Origin of the sequence: Virgibacillus sp. LDC1, assembly GCF_025792345.1 — a bacterium.
GTDB lineage: Bacteria > Bacillota > Bacilli > Paenibacillales > Paenibacillaceae > Paenibacillus_AQ > Paenibacillus_AQ lautus.
Genome location: NZ_JAOXLZ010000006.1, coordinates 143,487 through 162,288, shown reverse-complemented (window position 1 = coordinate 162,288; position 18,802 = coordinate 143,487). Strand labels below are relative to the sequence as shown.

10 protein-coding genes and 1 pseudogene are annotated in these 18,802 nt (G+C 50.2%); 7 read left to right on the top strand and 4 right to left on the bottom strand.

The genetic code is table 11. The features are described 5' to 3' along the window. Positions 1-253 precede the first annotated feature (253 nt). A pseudogene (locus OHJ21_RS28595) lies at positions 254-1,323 on the bottom strand (ankyrin repeat domain-containing protein). A gap of 93 nt (positions 1,324-1,416) precedes the next feature. Next, positions 1,417-2,160, bottom strand: a complete 744-nt coding sequence (locus OHJ21_RS28590; RefSeq protein WP_100541241.1) for a hypothetical protein — start codon at positions 2,158-2,160, stop codon at positions 1,417-1,419. Between the two features lie 272 nt (positions 2,161-2,432). On the opposite strand from OHJ21_RS28590, the gene OHJ21_RS28585 reads away from it, so the two are divergent. From OHJ21_RS28585 to OHJ21_RS28560, 6 genes are all read left to right on the top strand, one after another. After that, complete coding sequence (locus OHJ21_RS28585) at positions 2,433-3,569, top strand: DUF418 domain-containing protein (protein WP_394059231.1); 1,137 nt, start codon at positions 2,433-2,435, stop codon at positions 3,567-3,569. 18 nt (positions 3,570-3,587) lie between these two features. Beyond that, positions 3,588-4,709: a sensor histidine kinase gene (locus OHJ21_RS28580; RefSeq protein ID WP_394059229.1), complete on the top strand. Its 1,122-nt coding sequence runs from the start codon at positions 3,588-3,590 to the stop codon at positions 4,707-4,709. Next, positions 4,706-5,311 carry a response regulator transcription factor gene (locus OHJ21_RS28575; protein WP_100541244.1) on the top strand — a complete coding sequence of 202 codons (606 nt, stop codon included), beginning with the start codon at positions 4,706-4,708 and terminating at the stop codon, positions 5,309-5,311. The genes OHJ21_RS28580 and OHJ21_RS28575 overlap by 4 nt, the downstream gene beginning before the upstream one ends. Before the next feature lie 52 nt (positions 5,312-5,363). Next, positions 5,364-5,906 (top strand): hypothetical protein, encoded by a 543-nt coding sequence (locus OHJ21_RS28570; protein ID WP_394059227.1) that lies wholly within the window; start codon positions 5,364-5,366, stop codon positions 5,904-5,906. A gap of 161 nt (positions 5,907-6,067) precedes the next feature. Next, a complete protein-coding gene (locus tag OHJ21_RS28565; protein ID WP_486021815.1) occupies positions 6,068-7,573 on the top strand; it encodes an alpha/beta hydrolase in 1,506 nt (501 codons plus the stop codon). 261 nt (positions 7,574-7,834) lie between these two features. Continuing rightward, entirely contained in the window at positions 7,835-11,251 is a 3,417-nt protein-coding gene (locus OHJ21_RS28560; RefSeq protein ID WP_486021813.1) for an S-layer homology domain-containing protein, read from the top strand. 343 nt (positions 11,252-11,594) lie between these two features. Here the strand turns inward: OHJ21_RS28560 and OHJ21_RS28555 are convergent, their stop codons facing one another. Then, positions 11,595-13,754 carry a serine hydrolase domain-containing protein gene (locus tag OHJ21_RS28555; RefSeq protein ID WP_486021812.1) on the bottom strand — a complete coding sequence of 720 codons (2,160 nt, stop codon included), beginning with the start codon at positions 13,752-13,754 and terminating at the stop codon, positions 11,595-11,597. A 290-nt stretch (positions 13,755-14,044) separates the two neighbouring features. Between OHJ21_RS28555 and OHJ21_RS28550 the strand changes: the two genes are divergently transcribed. Beyond that, complete coding sequence (locus OHJ21_RS28550; protein ID WP_486021810.1) at positions 14,045-15,838, top strand: response regulator; 1,794 nt, start codon at positions 14,045-14,047, stop codon at positions 15,836-15,838. 133 nt (positions 15,839-15,971) lie between these two features. Here the strand turns inward: OHJ21_RS28550 and OHJ21_RS28545 are convergent, their stop codons facing one another. Then, positions 15,972-18,752 carry an endo-beta-N-acetylglucosaminidase gene (locus OHJ21_RS28545; protein ID WP_486021808.1) on the bottom strand — a complete coding sequence of 927 codons (2,781 nt, stop codon included), beginning with the start codon at positions 18,750-18,752 and terminating at the stop codon, positions 15,972-15,974. Positions 18,753-18,802 lie beyond the last annotated feature (50 nt).

Below are 18,802 nucleotides of genomic sequence, written 5' to 3'. Positions count from 1 at the left end.
ATCATCCCATACCTGATAGCCCGCCAACAGGGCGAAAGTATTACGACTTTGGAAAATGAGCGCCGAATTTGATCAGGAAAGACTGATCCATCGACTGGATGTCGCTGTATGACTCTGGATGCGAAATAAGATGTTTGATCAGGCCCGGGTGCGCAAAATGATCGTTCAAGCTCTCGTCGGTCATCGGAGGCGAAAGACACTGAGCTAAAATTTGAGGTTGTAGGTGCCCATGTGCCTTGAGATTGAGATTCGGTTACAACTCTCCCTCAAGAAAACGGATGAGGTACGATTCAGGCTGCGCGAGGAACTCGGTAAAGCTGCATAAATCGGCGTACGTCTGATGCTCCACATCGTAACAACCGATCGATCCTTTTTTCTTCGGATTCCATACGAGCTGCAGATCGGAGTAATTGTCAATGTCGGCTGACAGGCGCAGCAGCTTTTGCCGGGCGACTTTCATCTCGACCGTATCCGTCAGTGCAAAGAAGTCGATATACCCGATTTCATATTCATTCTGCGATAGCTCAAGCCGCAGCTGGTCTCCTGCCAGAAAGCGAACGAGTTCATCGGTCAATTTATATTTTTTCAGCGCATACTTCTTGTTCTCTATACTATGAAATTCGGCCGGCTCCAGCGATTTCAAGTAGTCCGCCAGGGCGGTATCTTTATTACTCACAGCAATCGTATAAGACCGTTCCCCATCCTTTTCCGCTATCGTCACGTCCGCGCCTCGCTCAATCAAATACTTAACCATGGCTAGATTCCCCATCCGCACAGCAACGGTTAACGGAGTCGCTCGATAAGGATAGACCATATCGGGCTGATTATAATTGATGTCCGCCCCATGATCGAGTAAATAATCGATGGTCTTATAGTCATGATCCGACACAGCTTGCCGCAGCACGGCGCTCCCATGCAGCTTGAGATCCAATCCCAGCTCTTGAATGAGCGGGATGTTTTTTTTGTTGCCGTAATAGGCCTGTGAATACGCGCCTGACCCGGTCTGATTGAGCTTATCCAATTCGGCGCCTTGCGCTGCGATATACCGAACGATATCTTCCTTTCCATAGCGAACAGCCTTTAAAAAAGCCGGATTATGATGGACATTCAGGTTAACGCCGTGCTCGACCAACAGCTTTACAACATCCATTCGCTGGGAGATCAGCGCCAGATCGAGCGGGCTTAGCGTCGTATATTTGCTTAGTACGATACCTTCTTCTATATTCCAACCAGCGGCGATTGCATCCTGCAATGCCGGAATTAGATGTGCATGGCTATTTCCGGCAGCTCCTCGAATTTGCCGATATCTTTCAGAACGATCATCTATACTCTCCCTCCCTGAGTAACGTGACTACCCCTTATGTATGAAATCATGCCAGGCAGCTCCAGACATAGTTGAGCAACTTCGCCTCATCATCACGATGGAGTAGGGTCTAAGCACCCTTTTGATAATAACCATTGCTCCATAACGGAAAATGCCAGCCCTGCATCCTCTTCATAGAAGACGGCTACCTCTTGCTGATAAGCATAATTGAATCGTACATATCCGCCCAGTTCCCGGTAGAACAAGCTGCATGTATATTCGTTTTCCACAGACAGATCCGACGGAAAGGACGCTTGACACATACCGGCTAGCTCAGGCAATGACAGCCCATCCTGCCCAGGAGGGAAGCGTAAGAAGATATGACTCCGCTTACCCGTCCACGGTTCATAATAAACGGCTTCCTCTTGGCTGCGCCCATACACCTGACGATATATTTCGTCCAGAACTTCTGCGTACAGGCCTTCATCGTCCTGCTCCCGTGACTGCAGCGAAATCGCCTGGACAAGCTCCGCATGCCGAGGCAGCCAGAGCAACTGAGCCGTCTTAGGATGCACGGCCAAAAAATCACCATCCACCGTTGTGCCTATTGCGATACACTCTGCAATCTGCTGCTCGGTAATCGGGCAGTCTTCGCCGTGCTCCCATAACCCGTACTCGGCAAAAGGTTGAAGCACTTCCATATCTGGCAGCTGGACATTCATCCACCCGCGGTAAGTCCCTTCGCCGAATCGCTGCAAAAACTTGGCGTAGCCCGGTGGATAAACAGTTGCTCCCTCTCTTCCAAACACTTGATTTTGGCCATCCGACAGCGGCCTTGGTTCCGATACGATGTACATGATCACTCCTCCTGTTTTCAAGCAGATTTTCTTCCGCCAATGAACCTCGATTCGCATGATCCTAAGCTGATTGGGTGCGGAAGCAACGGCTTCTCCTATTATTCCATAATTTTCAAATGGTGACGATATCCCCTTTTCCGCTCGCCCGATTCCCTTCCCCATATTTATGACACGTGTCATAAGGATCTCTTTACAGGTGTGAATGTTGCGTCAAACGGATCGATTCTACAATGAAACTACAAGAGAACCTAAGATGAAAGAGGGATACGGAGATGGAACAACGAAAGGACAGAATTCGCCTGCTGGACATTTTGCGAGGCTTTGCGATCCTCGGAACGCTCGGGACGAATATTTGGATCTTCGCGCATGCGGGGGATCTTCGCTACATTACAACCTTTGATCATTCCGGTTGGTGGGGAGCGGACGATCTTCTCCGGATGGTCGTCTTGTTCCTGGTGAACGGGAAGCTGCTCGGACTGCTGACGATCATGTTCGGCGTCGGTCTGGAAATGAAGTATCGGCAGGCCAAGCGGAAGGGAAAACCGTGGCCGGGCGTTTATTTGTGGGCGGTCCTGTTTTTGATCCTTGAAGGCCTGCTGCATTTTATATTGGTCATGGAGTATGACATCTTAATGAGTTATGGAGTTACCGCCATCATTGCGGCCTTTATCGTAAAGGGCGGCGACCGGCTCATTGCCCGCACGATGAACGTGATCGGCAGCGTCTTCGTCATTGCGATCCTCGCCCTTGCGGGGCTGATGCTGGCGAGCGGCGCAGAGGTATCGCTGGGCAGTTTTCATGATGTCGCTGTTCTTTATCAGGAAGGCACTTGGTTGGGGCAAGTTCAATATCGGCTGGCGAATTTCCTCCCGCTGCGAGCGGAGGCCATCCTCGTCATCCCGACGAACGTGTTTCTGTTCCTGCTGGGCGTTCGTTTCATGCGCGCAGGCGTATTCGCCCCGGACGAGAACGGCAAAAGACTGCGGAAAAGGCTATTCAAGCTGGGCCTATATGTCGGCGTGCCGCTCAACCTGCTCATATTCGTTCCCGGCGGCGCTTTCGATTTACCGGTACGCTATTTATTCGCCCCGCTGATGTCCATGGGGTATATAGCAATCATCGCGAGAATGATACAATATGCGAAATGGGAATGGCTGTGGCGCCGTCTGGAAAACGTCGGAAAAATGTCGCTGAGCTGCTACGTGCTCCAGAACATCATCGCATCGGCCGTCTTCTACGGCTGGGGCTTAGGGCTTGCCGGCAAGCTGAATTCGGCCGCGATTATCGCCGTCTGGCTGCTGATCTCCGCACTTCAGCTCGGCATGGCGTCCTTGTGGCTTCGCGGCTTCAAGCTGGGGCCCATGGAGACCGTCCGCAAACAGGCAGTAGGCTTATTCGAATCAAAATAGCCGGATTGGGGGCTAGATATGTTCTATAAGTTGTACCCGAGGGACCAGATCAAAAATTATTTGCTCATCGATGTCGTACTGACCGTATTTTTATGCTACTGTGTGTTTCGTTCAGATACGGCGCTGGGACTGTGGGGCAGCCTCTTGCTGCTCCTACTGTACTTCGTTTCGTTTTATTTCGCGCTGTGGTGCCGCGGCGGCCTGCTGCTGGCAGCCGTGCTGTCCGGTCTGTCGGCGATTGCCGTGTTCGGGGTGTATACCGAGCCGAGCGTCCTGATGTTCGGGATCGTTTTTGCCGACTTGCTGGGCCGGTCCAAATCCAAGGTACACATCGCCATCGGCAGTGGGGCCATTGCCATATCATACCTGCTTGTGTTCCTCATCCGGCAGGAACCGCTGCTCGAAACGTCCAACGCCATTTACCTTCCGGTCATGATCATTCAGACGGTATACCCGATCGTCATCTACATCAAGGAGAAAGCAAAAAGCCTGCAGGGGGAGCTGGACGAAGCCAACGAACAGATCGCAAAGTATATCCAGCAGGAGGAGCGGCAGCGGATCGCCAGGGATCTCCACGATACCTTGGGACAGACCCTCATGATGATCAAAATGAAGAGCGAGCTGGCGACGAAATGGGTGGATAAGGATTCTGCCCAAGCCAAGCGAGAGCTAAGCGAGATTCTGGATACCACCAGAACCGCCCTGAAGCAAGTGAGGGAGCTGGTATCCGATATGAAGTTCGTCTCACTGCCAAGCGAGCTGGAGCATTCGGCCAAGCTGCTGCATACGGCGGGCATTGCCCTGAGTATCGAGGATCTGGAGAAGCCCCCGCTGTTATCCAGCGTGGAAGAAACGATGCTTGCGCTCTGCATCCGGGAAGCCATGACCAATATTATCAAGCATAGCCGGGCTAAGCGGTGCACCATCAGGCTGGAAACGAAGGACCATGTCTACGGAATCCATATCGCGGATGACGGCATTGGGTTTACGGGGCAAGGCGACGGAAACGGTATCCCGTCGATCATGGAGCGGATGAAGACGCTGGGCGGGTCCTCCGCCATCGTCCCGTCACCTGAGGGGGGCACCAGGGTGTCCCTGAAACTCCCGCTTCGCCGGCATGAAAAGGAGGACGCTTCATGATTCGAATCGTCATTGCGGAAGATCAGAAAATGCTTCGCGGCGCATTCGCCTCACTGCTTAATTTCGAAGATGACATCGAGGTCGTGGCCGAGGTGCCCGACGGGCAGCGAGCCTGGGACGCGATCCGGCAGCATCAGCCGGACGTGTGCCTGCTCGACATCGAAATGCCTCATATCAGCGGCCTGGAATTGGCCGAGTCCATACGTCAAGCGGGTCTGCCCTGCAAAATCATGATCGTCACGACCTTCGCCCGCCCGGGTTATTTGCAAAAAGCGATGGATGCGCAGGTAGAAGGCTACCTGTTAAAGGACGAGCCGATCGATTTCTTGATCGAAGCCATCCGGCGGGTCATGAAGGGCGAGCGGGTTGTGAGCACCGATCTGGCGGCTGCGCTCTTCATAAAGGAAGAGAACCCGCTCAGCGAACGGGAAATCGAAATGCTTCGCTTAACCAAAGAAGGCATGACCACCGGCGATATCAGCAAAGCGCTGTTCCTGACGAGAGGAACCGTACGCAACTACCTCTCCTCTGCCATACAGAAGCTGGAGGCCGATTCCCGGCAGCAGGCCGTGGCGATCGCTGAGGATAAAGGATGGCTGTGAACATCTTCGGACGCCAGTGCACCTTGTTTATGACTTGAAGGAGGAGATCGGAATGCACGCTTTGGCCCAAACGGTAACCAGCGTACCGTGGCAGCGGTTGACGACCGCCTATGGAAGAGGAACGGATATTCCACGGCTCTTGGAAACAGGACAATATAAGGAATTGGCCAACCTGATCGAGCACCAAGGGACCCTGTGGCAGACGACGCCGTGGGCCCTGCTTATGCTCCTGCGGGTGCTTGCCAAACAGAAACCGGAGCAGGTCTCTTCGGAGGAAATGGAGCTATACTTATCCATAGCTTCAGCCATAACCATGGAATATATGGATTCGACACAAACGGTTGAGACGATGGATAAGCTGCTGGACGAAAAATACTTATGGCCAGAAGACGATGAAGAAGACGATTTGCGATGGGAAGAAGAGGAGCCACCGGGCTATGAAGCGGAGGCCTTTATCAGTTATTATAACTTCAGTTATGTACTGCTGCAGGAAGCGGTTCCTGTTTTCAAAACGATTATGAACGGCAACGATCAGCATGCCGACACCATTTCGGAGCTGCTGGCACTGCTTGAGCCGGAAGGTGCGGGTATATAGAGGCATACAGTTTCAGTAAAAAGCCCGGGCGTCCGGTACAGACACCGGGGAATCATACTAGAACAGTCCAGATTTAAACCATTTTTAAACGGAACTGCCCGTTCGTTTTAACCTTGATCCGTTACGATAAAAGAAATTGGCAGAATCAAGGGAGCGAACGTATGAGAGTATTGGAAATATTGTTAGTGGCATTCTCCGTTTTGGTGCTGATGGTCTTACTGTTCCGTAACATAATCAACCGGAAGGTTGGTGCTACAGCCAGCATCGCTTGCGGTTTACTGTTGGCCGCGCAGCTGCTGTTTGAAGGGTATAGGTGGCAGATGATTCCGACCTATATCGTCACCGCTTTGCTCCTTGCCTTTGTCTTATTCAGACGCAGAAAAGTCGGGCATCCGCTGCGTTACACGATATTGGCCCTATCTATTGTTTTGCTAAGCTTATCGGTTGCCTTATCGGTGCTGCTGCCCGTCTTTCATTTACCTAAGCCTTCAGGCGAGTTCAGTGTGGGGACGGAAATGTTCCATTTTATCGATGCCGACCGGGAAGAAACGTTCACCGAGCAGAAAGGCGACAAGCGAGAGCTTGTCGTTCAGGTATGGTACCCCGCTGCGGAATCTGGCCGGAGCGGCGAGAAATCTGCAGTGTTCCCTAAGGACAGAGAGCTCTTCCAAGCCTATATGCAAGCTTATTCCGGATATCTGGGACTTCCCGCTCCTGCCCTCGACTATTGGAAATACAGCCGGGCCAATGCATCTATCAATGCCGATCTGCAACCCGCGGACAATCCGTATCCGGTGGTGCTGCTGTCACACGGCATGGGGGTCGGCAGAATTTTACATACGTCGCAGGCTGAACATCTTGCCAGCCACGGCTATATCGTATTCGCCGTCGATCATACTTACAGTACCGTTATGACTTCCTTTCCGGACGGGCACGTGACCGGATTCCTTACGGAACAGTCTCAGGAGCGATTATTTGAAGACAGCCGCGCCATTTTAGATGTGTGGAACAAGGATACAGCATTTATTGTGGATCAGTTAGAGAAGCTGCATTCAGGCGCCATAGCCAGCAAATTCAAGGGAATGCTGGACATGGATAACATCGGCATGTTGGGTCATTCCTTTGGTGGAGCAGCAGCCTTTGAAGCCGTTTATTCCAACCCGCGGATCAAAGCCGGTGTGAATATGGATGGCACGTTGTTCATCACGAAGGACCGGAATGACATGAAGAAACCATTTATGTTCATGGAATCGGAAGATTTTATGCATGTGAACGAGCAGCAGGCGAAGTACCGCAAAACCCCAGCCACAGATGCTGAGCTCAAGGAGCTCCGGTTAACGCGAGAACAATTCGACACCATTCTGGCGAATCGGGAATCGGAACTGAAGCTGATGGACCGCCTATCGCAACAAGGATATGGACGGACCATTTATATCGAAGGAGCCGGACATTACAATTTCACCGATCTTCAGCTGTACTCCCCCCTTATCCGCCTGACCGGCATGACCGGAAGCATGAATGGAGCAAGGGGAGCGGAGATCGTGAACCGCTACGTGCTGGGATTCTTCAACCAGCATCTGCGTGGAATCGAGAGTAAGCTTCTGATCGGTCCCACTGAGGACTATCCGGAAGTGAAGTATCCGAACTCGGCTTTTCAAGGAGAATAGATGAATGAGAAACGCTCTTCGTATAACGGAGGGCGTTTCTTTATGGGTTTAGCTTTTAACAACCGCCCTCCCCTCCCATCATTCGTCCGGATTTTCATTTATGTGAGCAATTCATGCAAAATGCAACAGCCAATGTAGAGTTCTTGTAGAGATTTGCGTGATACAATTTCCATCAAATTCAGACCTACCTTATGGAGGAAAAATAACAACCGAGTAAAGACTATTAATTCCTTTAATAGGTTAGAGATCAGAGAAGAGAGGATGGGGAAATTGATCAAGCTTTTCAAGAAAAAACAGGCAGCATTATTCCTGAGCAGTATCCTGATCATTGGCGGTTTACCGGCAGGATTAGCTCCGAAAGTCGTGAGTGCTGCTGAACCGGTGGAGGCTTTAATCACCACATCGAGTGAAATCACCAGCTACAATTATATTGAAAATACAACGAAACCACTGGAAGTAGTTATAGATCCGGCAATTACGGTTTATGACTCGACGTACACTTTGGAAGCCGCTACAGTGGTTATTAAGAATTTCCAAAACGGTGATCAATTAGATTTCGATGATACTAATAAGATAACCGGGCTCTATAATGAAAAGAATGGTATTTTGACATTAAGCACCAATGCGTCGGCACAGTCTTCAGTTCAAGAATATACGGAGGCTTTATCTAATGTCAGATTCTCGACAACCTCCAATGTAACGACTGACAGAACAATTCAGTTTACGCTCGGAGATGCTCTTCCTTATGAAGCTAACGGACATTTTTATAAATATGTTAATAAAAAAACGTCAATTACTTGGGATGCGGCAAAGGCCGAGGCCGAGGGAAGTGAACATTTTGGACGGAAAGGGTATTTGGTTACTATAACGAGTGATCAAGAAAATACCTTTGTAAAGGAAAAGACCTTAGGTATCGGTTGGCTTGGTGCAAAAGATATCGAGCGGAATGCGGGTGTCCCTAAAAATACGGGCGACTGGCGTTGGGTAACGGGACCGGAAGGCTTGGAGAATGGCGGGCAAGGTACGCAATTCTATCAAGGTTATACAGGCAGCGGACAAAATATTTTATATACCAACTGGGATGCTGGCGAACCAAATGACTACGGTGGAACAGAATTCGTTGCCCATATCTTCGGACCCGGAACTCAAGCTGGGAAATGGAACGATTACTCCCCAACAAATAATACGGTAACTGGATACATTGTTGAGTACGGCGGCATGCCAGGTGATAACAATGTTCAGATCAGTGCCGAGAAGACCCTCTCTTTTGTAAATGTTACCGAGCTTACAAAAGCAAAAGCGGCAGCTGATCAATTAAAAGAAGAGGACTATGCTGAGACCGAATGGCTTGAATTCGAAAAAGCTTTGGAAGCTGCCAATACGGTCCTTAAAAATCAAAGTAAAACCCAAGGCGAGGTAGACGCAGCCCTGAAAGCGCTGAAAGATGCACAAGAGCAGCTGAAGCCCCGTGTAACAATCACGGAGCCGAGCGGCGATACAGTATATGTGGCAAAGCCTGAGTTTGAGGGGGTAGCCGCACAAGGCGCAAACGTCACAGCAGCTGTTTATGATAAAGACGGCAACCTTATCGGTACTCCTCAGGTCCAAGTAAATCCGGACGGTACATGGAGCTTTGCACCGGATCAAGAGCTGCCTGATGGCGACTATGTGGTTGAAGTGACTGCTGAAAAGGACGGCAAGACAAGCACGGAAAAGAAAAATGTGACGGTAGATACCACAAAACCGAATGTACAGATCACTGAACCAAGCGGTGAGAAAGTCAACGTGGCCAAACCGGAATTCAAAGGTATAGCTGACAAGGATGCCAAGGTCATCGTTGAACTGACAGATGAGAGCGGTAAGGTAATTGAGACCCGCGAAGTGGAAGTAGACAGCAATGGAAATTGGAGCTTCACTCCGTCCGAAGACTTAAAAGACGGAAAATATACCGTCAATGTAACGGCAGAGAAAAATGGCAAGGTGTCCAAAGACTCCAAGGTCGTTACGGTAGACGCAACAGATGAGTCACAGTTATCGGGTCTAGAACTAAAACGTGGGGATGGAACACCGATTGCGATCTCTCCAGCCTTTAACGGGGGAGTGACCCATTATCAGGCTTCGGTGACCCAAGATGTTTACAATACAACCGTAACGCTGGCGACTTATGACCCGAACGCCACGATCGAAATCTCGCTTAATGGCGGGGCATGGCAAGGAATTCCTAACGGCTCTGCAAGTGATGAATTGCCGTTAGCATTCGGCACCAATACGATTGTTGTGAAGGTAACGGATTCCCAAGGAAATGTGACGGAATATACGCTGACCATCACCAGAGGGTCCAATGACAATAATAATAATGGAGGCAACAGCGGAGGCAGCACAACTCCTTCTACGCCGCCTACGACTACACCACCTCCTGTAGACTCTGGCGTGAGCACGTCCGTTAACGGTAACGACGGTGGGTTTGCCACAGGGAAAACAACCACTTCGGAAGGTAACAAGCAAACTTCTGTACAGGTAAACAGAGATAAGCTTGGCGATATTTTATCGAATGGAACAGGTCAGAAGCTGTCCATTCAATCTCCGAATGACGGAAATATGCAGGTTGATGGTTTAACGGCTGCGGACATTCGTTTGTTAGCCGATAAGGGAGCAAGCCTTGACATCGGAAATCCGTTAGCCATCTATCCGGTGCCTAGTAAGCAATTGGACTTAAATTCAGTGTCCGGACAGCTGGGAAATGCGGCACTCAACGATATCGCTGTTCATATCGATATTAAGCGCTCCTCGGAGACTGTGAGAAACAATGCCAAGAACAAAGCAACATCGGCAGGCTACCAGCTGCTGGTTGATCCGGTCGACCTGGAAATGACTTTTAGCCAGAATGGTAAGACCGTAAAATCCGGACAATTGAACGGATACGCTCCTAAATATATCGCTCTTCCGGAAGGTATCGACCCGAATCGAATTACGACAGGCGTTGTGGTCAATCCGGATGGATCGGTATATCATCTGCCAACTGTAGTTACTAAGATTGGGGATCGTTATTACGCGCAGATTCATGATTTGCGCAGCAGTGGTTCGTACTCGGTTATCTGGAATCCGCAGGATTTCGATGATGTGAGAACTCACTGGGCTCAAACGGAAGTGAACAACATCTCTGCTCGCCTTGACCTGCAAGGAGATGGTGGCAATACGTTCGCTCCGAATCGAAATGTGACCCGGGCTGAATTTGCGGAGATTGTTGTATTGGGACTTGGCCTAATGCGTCAGGAAGAGCCAAAAACAACATTTGACGACGTTACGGCAACTGCCTGGTACCGCAATGCGATCTCGATTGCCAGTGAATTCGGCATCGTACTCGGTTATAACGACGGCGCGTTCCGTGGTAACCAGACGATTACAAGAGAAGAAGGAATGGCGATGATCGCTCGAGGTTATCAATTGATCAAGCCAGGCCATGCAATTAGCGAAACCGAAATTAGCAGACTGCTCGCAGGCTATGAAGATGCGTTCCAAGTAGCAAGATGGGCCCGACCTTCCGTAGCAACCCTGCTGTCAACAGATATCGTCCAAGGAAGCGGAGATAAGGGCTTGACTCCGAAATCCACGATGACGCGGGCTGAAACGGTAGCCTTGATGCAGCGTCTGCTGCAAGTTACGAATTTAATCGATTAAATCAATAAGTATGAGTCTATGACCGGCAAGAGGCACTTTGAAAAAAGTGACCGCTTGCCGGTCATTTTTTTCAGTAATTAAATGCCCTACTAGGAGGTAGATTATGAACGTTTCACTTGCTATGCTCATTAGGCGTAAGCTAACCGGTACCGACTTCATCGGGTACGTAGTTTCGCAAATGGTCGATGCGATTGCGGGCGCTGCTATTCTGTACGCCATCATCGTCTCAGCGGGCATGCCCACAACGGAGCTTCATGCGTACCCCAATTCCATGAATCAACGGCAACACGACAAGAAAGCCGGCATCGGCCCTCGAATAAAGGGCGCGATGTCGGCTTTTAACTTAACGGCCAAACTCTTTATTGAATATTTTATCGTGAGCCTCCGCAACTTCCGGGGCTACCGAGTTGATGGCTGTTACCAGTATATGCTTTCCGCCTACAGGTCCGAAGGCTCTCGTCTCAAATCCGAAAGTTCCGCCGGCATGCCCCCAATAGGATTGCCCGTCCGAAGTTTTTCCTTCGTAAATCCCTAGGCCGAATTTACCTATAGGTGATTCTACTGCCGTGAGCATCTGGTCCATCATCTCTTGATTCAGAAGCTCGCCGCCCAACAGCGCACTGAAGAAGGTGGTCAGATCCTTGACTGTTGAAACCATGTCACCCGCTGCATTTGCCCATGATTGATTCATTTCAGTCAAGTCATACATATGACCTGATCTGTCCATATTATATCCTCTGGCATGCTTACCCGGAATATAGGAGCTGTTTTCCATAACGAATGTCTCCGTCAGCCCGAGCGGCTCGATGAACCGTTTCCTGATCTGCTCCGCATACGTATCCCCGGTGACCTTCTGAATAATTTGACCGGCTAGCAGTGTATTGGTGTTGGAATAGTTCCAGCCTTTCCCTGGCGCATATACAGGCGGCTTTGCAAGTGCCAAGCGGAGGAGTTCGTCAACGGCATAATAACGGAATGGATTTTGAGGCAAGGTCATGTCTCGCATATCATCATCTGTATAGCTCGCAATTCCGCTTGTATGGTTCAACAGCTGACGAATCGTAATTTGGCTGCCGTCATACCCGTTCCCCTTTACGACCCCCGGCAGCCATTGTTCGACCGAATCATCCAGGTTTAATTGTTTCTCCTCAGCCAGCTGCAATACAACGGCAGCGGTGAACGTCTTCGTAATGCTCCCAATCCGGAATGAAAAATCCGGCTCTACTGGGCCTGGTACCTCGTAGCTGGCTGTACCGGTGGCATAAGACCAAGGTTTCCCGTCCTTTAGCCCACCTCCCACGACACTTGGGACTTGTTTATTGGTTACCACCTGATCCATGACGTGTTTGACTTCTTCCCTTCGCTTGCTTTTCTTTTCCTCCTCCGTGAGTTCCTTTTTGGCTTCTACTGCGAATTCAGACGCTAAAATTTCAGGGATATATTTATCCGCATCGCCCAGTACATTGATATTGATCGAAATGGTATGTTGACCGCCTTCGGTTCCGCCTGCAAAGTTGGTAAATCCGGGAATGCCGCCGCCATGTCCCCATACAATAGTTCCGTCCGGCAGCTTTGTTTGGTGTATGCCAAGCCCATACTTTCCAAGAAAGGAGTCGGCCGTGCTGGTCAACATTTCCTTCAGCATCTCCGGTGTCAACAGCTTACCGCCCAATAAGGCGCGGAAAAACGTGGTCATGTCTTCCCCGGTCGAGATCATCTCTCCTGCGGCGTTCGTAAACGATGGGTTCAGCATGGTGATATCCACTAATTGATCCCCTGTGTTCAGGTAGCCGCGGGCATTTTTCTTCGGAATATCCGCCGAGCTGCCGGGAAGGAACGTTTCTTTAAGTTGAAGCGGTTCAATAATTCTTTTCTTCATCTGCTCCGTATACGTTTCCCCGGTGACCTTCTGGATAATAAGCCCCATAATAACCGTATTCGTGTTTGAATATGACCAGCCTGTCACGGGCTTTTGCTCCAAGGCTAGGTCAATTAACTGTTTGGCTGTATAATTATTTCCTGGATTTGTAAGTAATTGAGTCCTGAGCTCAGGAGTCAAATAGTCTGGAAGTCCGCTTGTATGATTCAACAATTGGCGAATCTTAATCTTATTTCCATCAAATCCATTACCGTGCACAAGCCCCGGAAGCCATTTCTCCACCGTATCATCGAGGCTTAGCTTTTTTTCGCCGGCAAGCTGCAAGGCAACGGTAGCAACAAACGTCTTCGTTGTACTTCCGATCCGGAAAGCGGAGTCGGCGTCTACCTTATGGTTCCTTTTGATATTCGCTTCACCGGAGGCATATGACCAGCTCGCCGTTCCTTTCTTTACAGTAACAATAACGCCCGGAATATGGTCGGCATTGGCAGCTTTATCGATTGCTTGCTGGGTTGGTGTCTTAACTGCCGCATGTACAGTTCCATAAGCGGGGAATACCAGTGTACCCGCCAACATGGCTGTTAGAGTAAGCGCAGCTCCTTTTTGCGTGGTGAATGATTTCATAATGCATCGCTCCTATGATTTTGGAATGTTGTGTTCTTCACTCCTTCACCCTACCCCCGAGGTTGTTAAATCGGACAGTGATAAAACCGCCAAGCTTTGGATGACATCGTACTTGGACCTGTCACATATCCCGTATGACAAAGTGTCAACGGTTCATGTGACGTGCCGGCTGCAGCCAAGTTCTAACAACCTCCTCCATTGCTTGACGGATCGAGAAGTTATGGTGCATGATAGGTCTGAATTATTTGGAAATTGGTTTGCAAATAAATACAAGCAGGTGTACATCATCCGTGTTCTCCCTAATGAAAAAATGGTTCTGGTATGATTGGTTACTTGTAGCCATACGAACACTTTGGCTGGTTATTATCGTAAGCACTGCTATTGTCAATCCGTCATTGATCCATGCGCCGGTTTGGGTTGTACTTTCTTTTGCTCTGGCTCTTTACCTCATTCCCTTAACGGTACGCTATAGAAAAGAAGAACGGTATCTTGCAGTCGAAGTCACAACAGCAGGCTTGTTCCATCTCTATTTGGCCTACGCAGCACCGGAATTGTTGTGGTCTTTCATTCTATTCGTGATGATTATCAGTTTGACGAGCAGTCGAAGAAGCTATGTGTGGACAGGAATCCTCTGTGGAATCATATTCCCGATCTTGAACGGTTGGATGGCTAGTCGCCTCCCGTATGAGTATATCGTTAACTGCAGCCTTGGTTTTGCCATCGGCTTCGCGTTTAATATATTAATTCAGTCCCATAAGCAATCCCGAATTATCCAAGAGCAGAAGCTGCTGCTGGAGCAGCATATTAAGCGGATCGAGGAGCTTACGCTGATGGAGGAGCGCAGCCGGCTGTCACATGAGCTGCATGACACGATCGGCCATTCGCTTACCTCGCTCATCGTCGGCGTCGAATCACTCCGATCATCCGTACCGGATTCGCAAATCGAGAGAATTGATTCGCTTGTCGGTATCGCACAGCACAGTCTCGAGGATATCCGAAAGCATCTGCACAAGCTCTCTCATACCACGTTAAGCCATTCGTTAAGTGAGTCGCTGTGGCAGTTAAGCGATTCGTTTATGAAATCGACAGGGTTAACTATCCATTTCCGTGTGATCGGAAGTGAGACTCTCGTTATGCAAAAAATAAACTTTAGTCTATATCGCTGCCTTCAAGAGTCTCTAACCAACGCCGTTCGGCACGGCCAGGCGAGCGTGATAACCGTTCAGCTGCATTTCGATAGTCAGCAGCTTCGATTACAGATCGAAGATAACGGCATTGGAATGGATAACATCCAATTCGGTTTTGGGCTCCATGGGATGAAGGAACGCCTTGAATTATTTAACGGCACGCTGTCCGTCCATTCCGGGTCTGGGCAAGGCACTATCGTCATATGTAATATTCCGCTGCAGACTGAGCCAGTACATGACACGATCCGTCTGCTGATCGTTGATGACCAGACGATCATCACGGACAGCTTAAAGCATAATTTGGAACAGCATGCCGAGTTTATCGTTGTAGGTAAGGCTGGGGACGGACGGGAAGCATTGGAGCATTGTGAACGAACCCAAACGGATATCGTGTTAATGGATATTCGAATGCAGGGAATGGGCGGACTTGAAGCTTTACTTGAGATGAAACAGCGATGGCCTAATATGAAGGTTGTGCTCATGACAACGTTTGAGGATTCCTTGCAGGCTGCAACTGCATTGGAGCACGGGGCGGAAGGCTACATCCTGAAGTCAGTTCATCCGCGGGAAATGAAGGAAGCCTTGAAACTTATTTATAACGGAGGAACCTGGATCGACCAATCGGTCGCCGCACAAGTCTTCGAAGAGATGAAGCGTCAACGTGAGCAGCTGGAACGAATCGGCTCAAGTCAGGAAAACTACCCATACGGGCTTACGAAACGCGAGATGGAGATTCTGGAGAATCTCTCGAGCGGACTGCGCTACAAGTCGATCGCCGCCAAGCTATTTTTATCGGAGGGAACGATCCGTAATTACTGCTCGATTCTCTATTCCAAGCTAGGCGTCAATAACCGGGAAGAAGCCATACAAATGGCGCGCTCCGAGAATATCGTGTAGGTGCCATCTATACAAAATCTATGCATGCTGGGCTCGGGCCTTGACGGCGATTCTATGACGGGTCCTGACGATATGGGCAATCAAAAAAAGAGCGTTCCCCATTTAAGGGGAACGCTCTTTCAAGTCATCGGAATTATTTCAAACCCAGTACTTCAAAATCATAAATCCGCGCTGCCGTATCCCCGCCTTGTGTCGCCTTCTCTATTTGAAGACGCACATACTGTGCGGAGGTCAGTTCGATGGCATGGCTGCTGATCGCTTTCGTATTGTCCTTGACCGATACCGCATCCTTCCATTCCTTGCCGTCCAAGCTTACCTGAATGGAGAATGCCCGCGTGTTGAACGCGGCCGGCTCGCTTCCGGCTTCGGCATGCTTGATCACGAATTCGCTGATCTTATGCTCGGCTCCCAAGTCCACCGTCAGCCAGTGAGGCCCGTCTCCGACAGCACACCACTTGGAAGCGGCATTACCGTCCACCGCAAATGGAGGTGCTTCCTTCTCGTTCACGAAGCTGGATGCTGACGTTTTTTTGCCAAGGGCAAGGTTGCCAACGCCATTCTCCGCTTCCCGTGTAACCGTAATGAGCTTCTTCCGAACCAAGTCCTCGCCAACGCTATTTGTAGCGGTTAGCGTCACTTCGTACGTTCCTTCCTCCGGATATGTTACTTTTGGATTCTGCTCCGTGCTGGACGCTGGCTGTCCACCCGGGAAGCTCCAGCTCCAGGATTCCGTTACTTCCGAGGAAAGATCCGTGAATTGTACCGTTTCTCCTGGTGCGATCAGCGTTTTATCCGCCTCGAAGGCTGCAACCGGCTTCGGATATTCCGGCCAGTCAAAGGTTATCGACGATGCTTTTCCTTGTTCGTAATGACGGTTTACCGGAATCACGACCATTTGGGTTGCCTGCTCTTTCAGCTGCCGCTTCATTTCCGGCACATAATATACGGTATTCCCCGTCATGCCCATCAACTCGTACTTGCCGTCCGGATGAACACGGTATACCTGGTAATACATGACGTCCTCTTCCTGTTTGGGTGCCTTCCAAGACAAGCGCGCATCACCATAGATCCCGTCGCGGAAATCGTTGTCGATGACCTTCAAATCGGTCACCGCGTGCGGTTTCTTCGCCTTGTCGTTCACCTGCGTAACCGCCAGACGGCCGATGTTGGCCCGATAATCCGCCTGATCCGCCGCGGACTCGAATTGGAGCGAGATTCCGGCGATCGTACGGCCTTTATACTTGTTCAGCTTGACGCTACCCTGCTTCCAATCCTGATTCGCACCCGTGGCAGTCCACTTGCCAGGTTCGAAAAATTCGTACCGATCCGGCGCATCGGAGAATGCTAAACCAATCTTCACCTTGGCGTCCTTTGCATTGTCCGCATAGACGAGCGATACTTCGGTCGTCGCTTCTACCGGGATATTCGCCTTATACAGCTTAACATGGGTGGAGGAGTCTTTGCTTACGGCACCCACCACTTGAAGGGAGCTGCCTCCGTAGTAGGATTTGCTGAAATCAAATCCAGGCTTGAGGGCCTCGCCTTTACCGCTTAGCTCCGTGATCCAGCGCCAGGTTGGCAAAATATCCTGCAGGCTCCGATTGCTCCAGTCGCTGCTTCGCATCACTTTGCCGTCCACCGCAAACATGTGGCCGTTTCCGGTATTGAAATGGGTGACGAATTCGGAATCGGTGAGCACGGTTTTGGCAACCACATCATTCGCAATCCCTCTCCATGCGAGCGGATCGGTTCCTTCAGGCTGCGAGGTATTGGCCGGGTTCATTCCGGGTCCTACCCAGAAGATCTGCTCCTTTTTCAAATACTCCTCATGGGTCTCGGAGCTGTTGAACGCCCAATCGGGGCGGTAAATGCCGAGGGAGGTCGTAGCTTTCTTGCCGTCCGGAAACACAACCGGCCAATTGAACTTGCCTTCGTAGCCGTTCGCCTCCACATCGATGCCAGCGTAAAGATCATACGGGCTGCGGCCAAGCTCGGCCGCTTTGGCCGGGGAGTTCAAGAACGGAGTGATGTAATCGTATTTGCCGTTCTTCTCGTCTTTGAACTGCCAGCGGAAATCGATAAACATATTGTCGGAAACCCGCTGATTTCCCTTTTGGAAGAACATCTCGTTCTTGTCCGTCAAAGCCCCCTGCCACTTCACCGGTCCCTCCTTGATCATGGAATCGTACCAGATCACTTCCATGCCCGGCGCTTTTTTCTGCTGAAGATACGTTAAAAATTGGGCCATCTTGGCGGCATCCTCCGGCGTTCCGCCCTGGGTTTCCTGATTGATGAACCAGCCGTCAAATCCGTAATACGTAGCAACCTCAATCAGTTTGTCTGCAACCGGGAACGATCCGTCCTCCCGCTGCTTTAACAGATCATGCATCCATTGGATCTTGCCCCCATGCTCGGTTTGCGGCAAGAAAACGGTTCCAAAAACAGGTACACCATTCTTGTGGGCCGCGTCGATCACGTCAGCGCTTGGCGGAACGATCAATCCTTCGCCTGCCGAGCCGCCCCACATCACCAGCTTGTCGATATACTGCCAATTACTGAACGTATAGGTGTGGAACTTCTCCGAGCCTTGGGATGGAGCTCCGCTTGTACTTGGATACATGGAAGCAATCGATAGAACCTTCACTTCCTCCTTGGCATTACTGTTTACCTTATTGCCCTGGATACGCTGATCTTCCAGCTTCACCGTTCCCCGGTTAAAAAGTGCATCTTTATCCGTGGACGGCGACCATTCCAGCAGCGTGTTCGGATACCAATATGATGAGTATGGCTGTGCTGCTTCGGCTTCTCCAGCAAAACCTGCCAGGGACGCTGCCAGCACTGCTGTGCTCATCCATACCGTCATTTTCCGTTTCCACTGGGCTTTCGTTAAATAATCCGGTTTGATTCGTTTCAATGGAATAACCTCCTATATTTAAAGTTTCAAGGAATGACAGAGAGAAACGG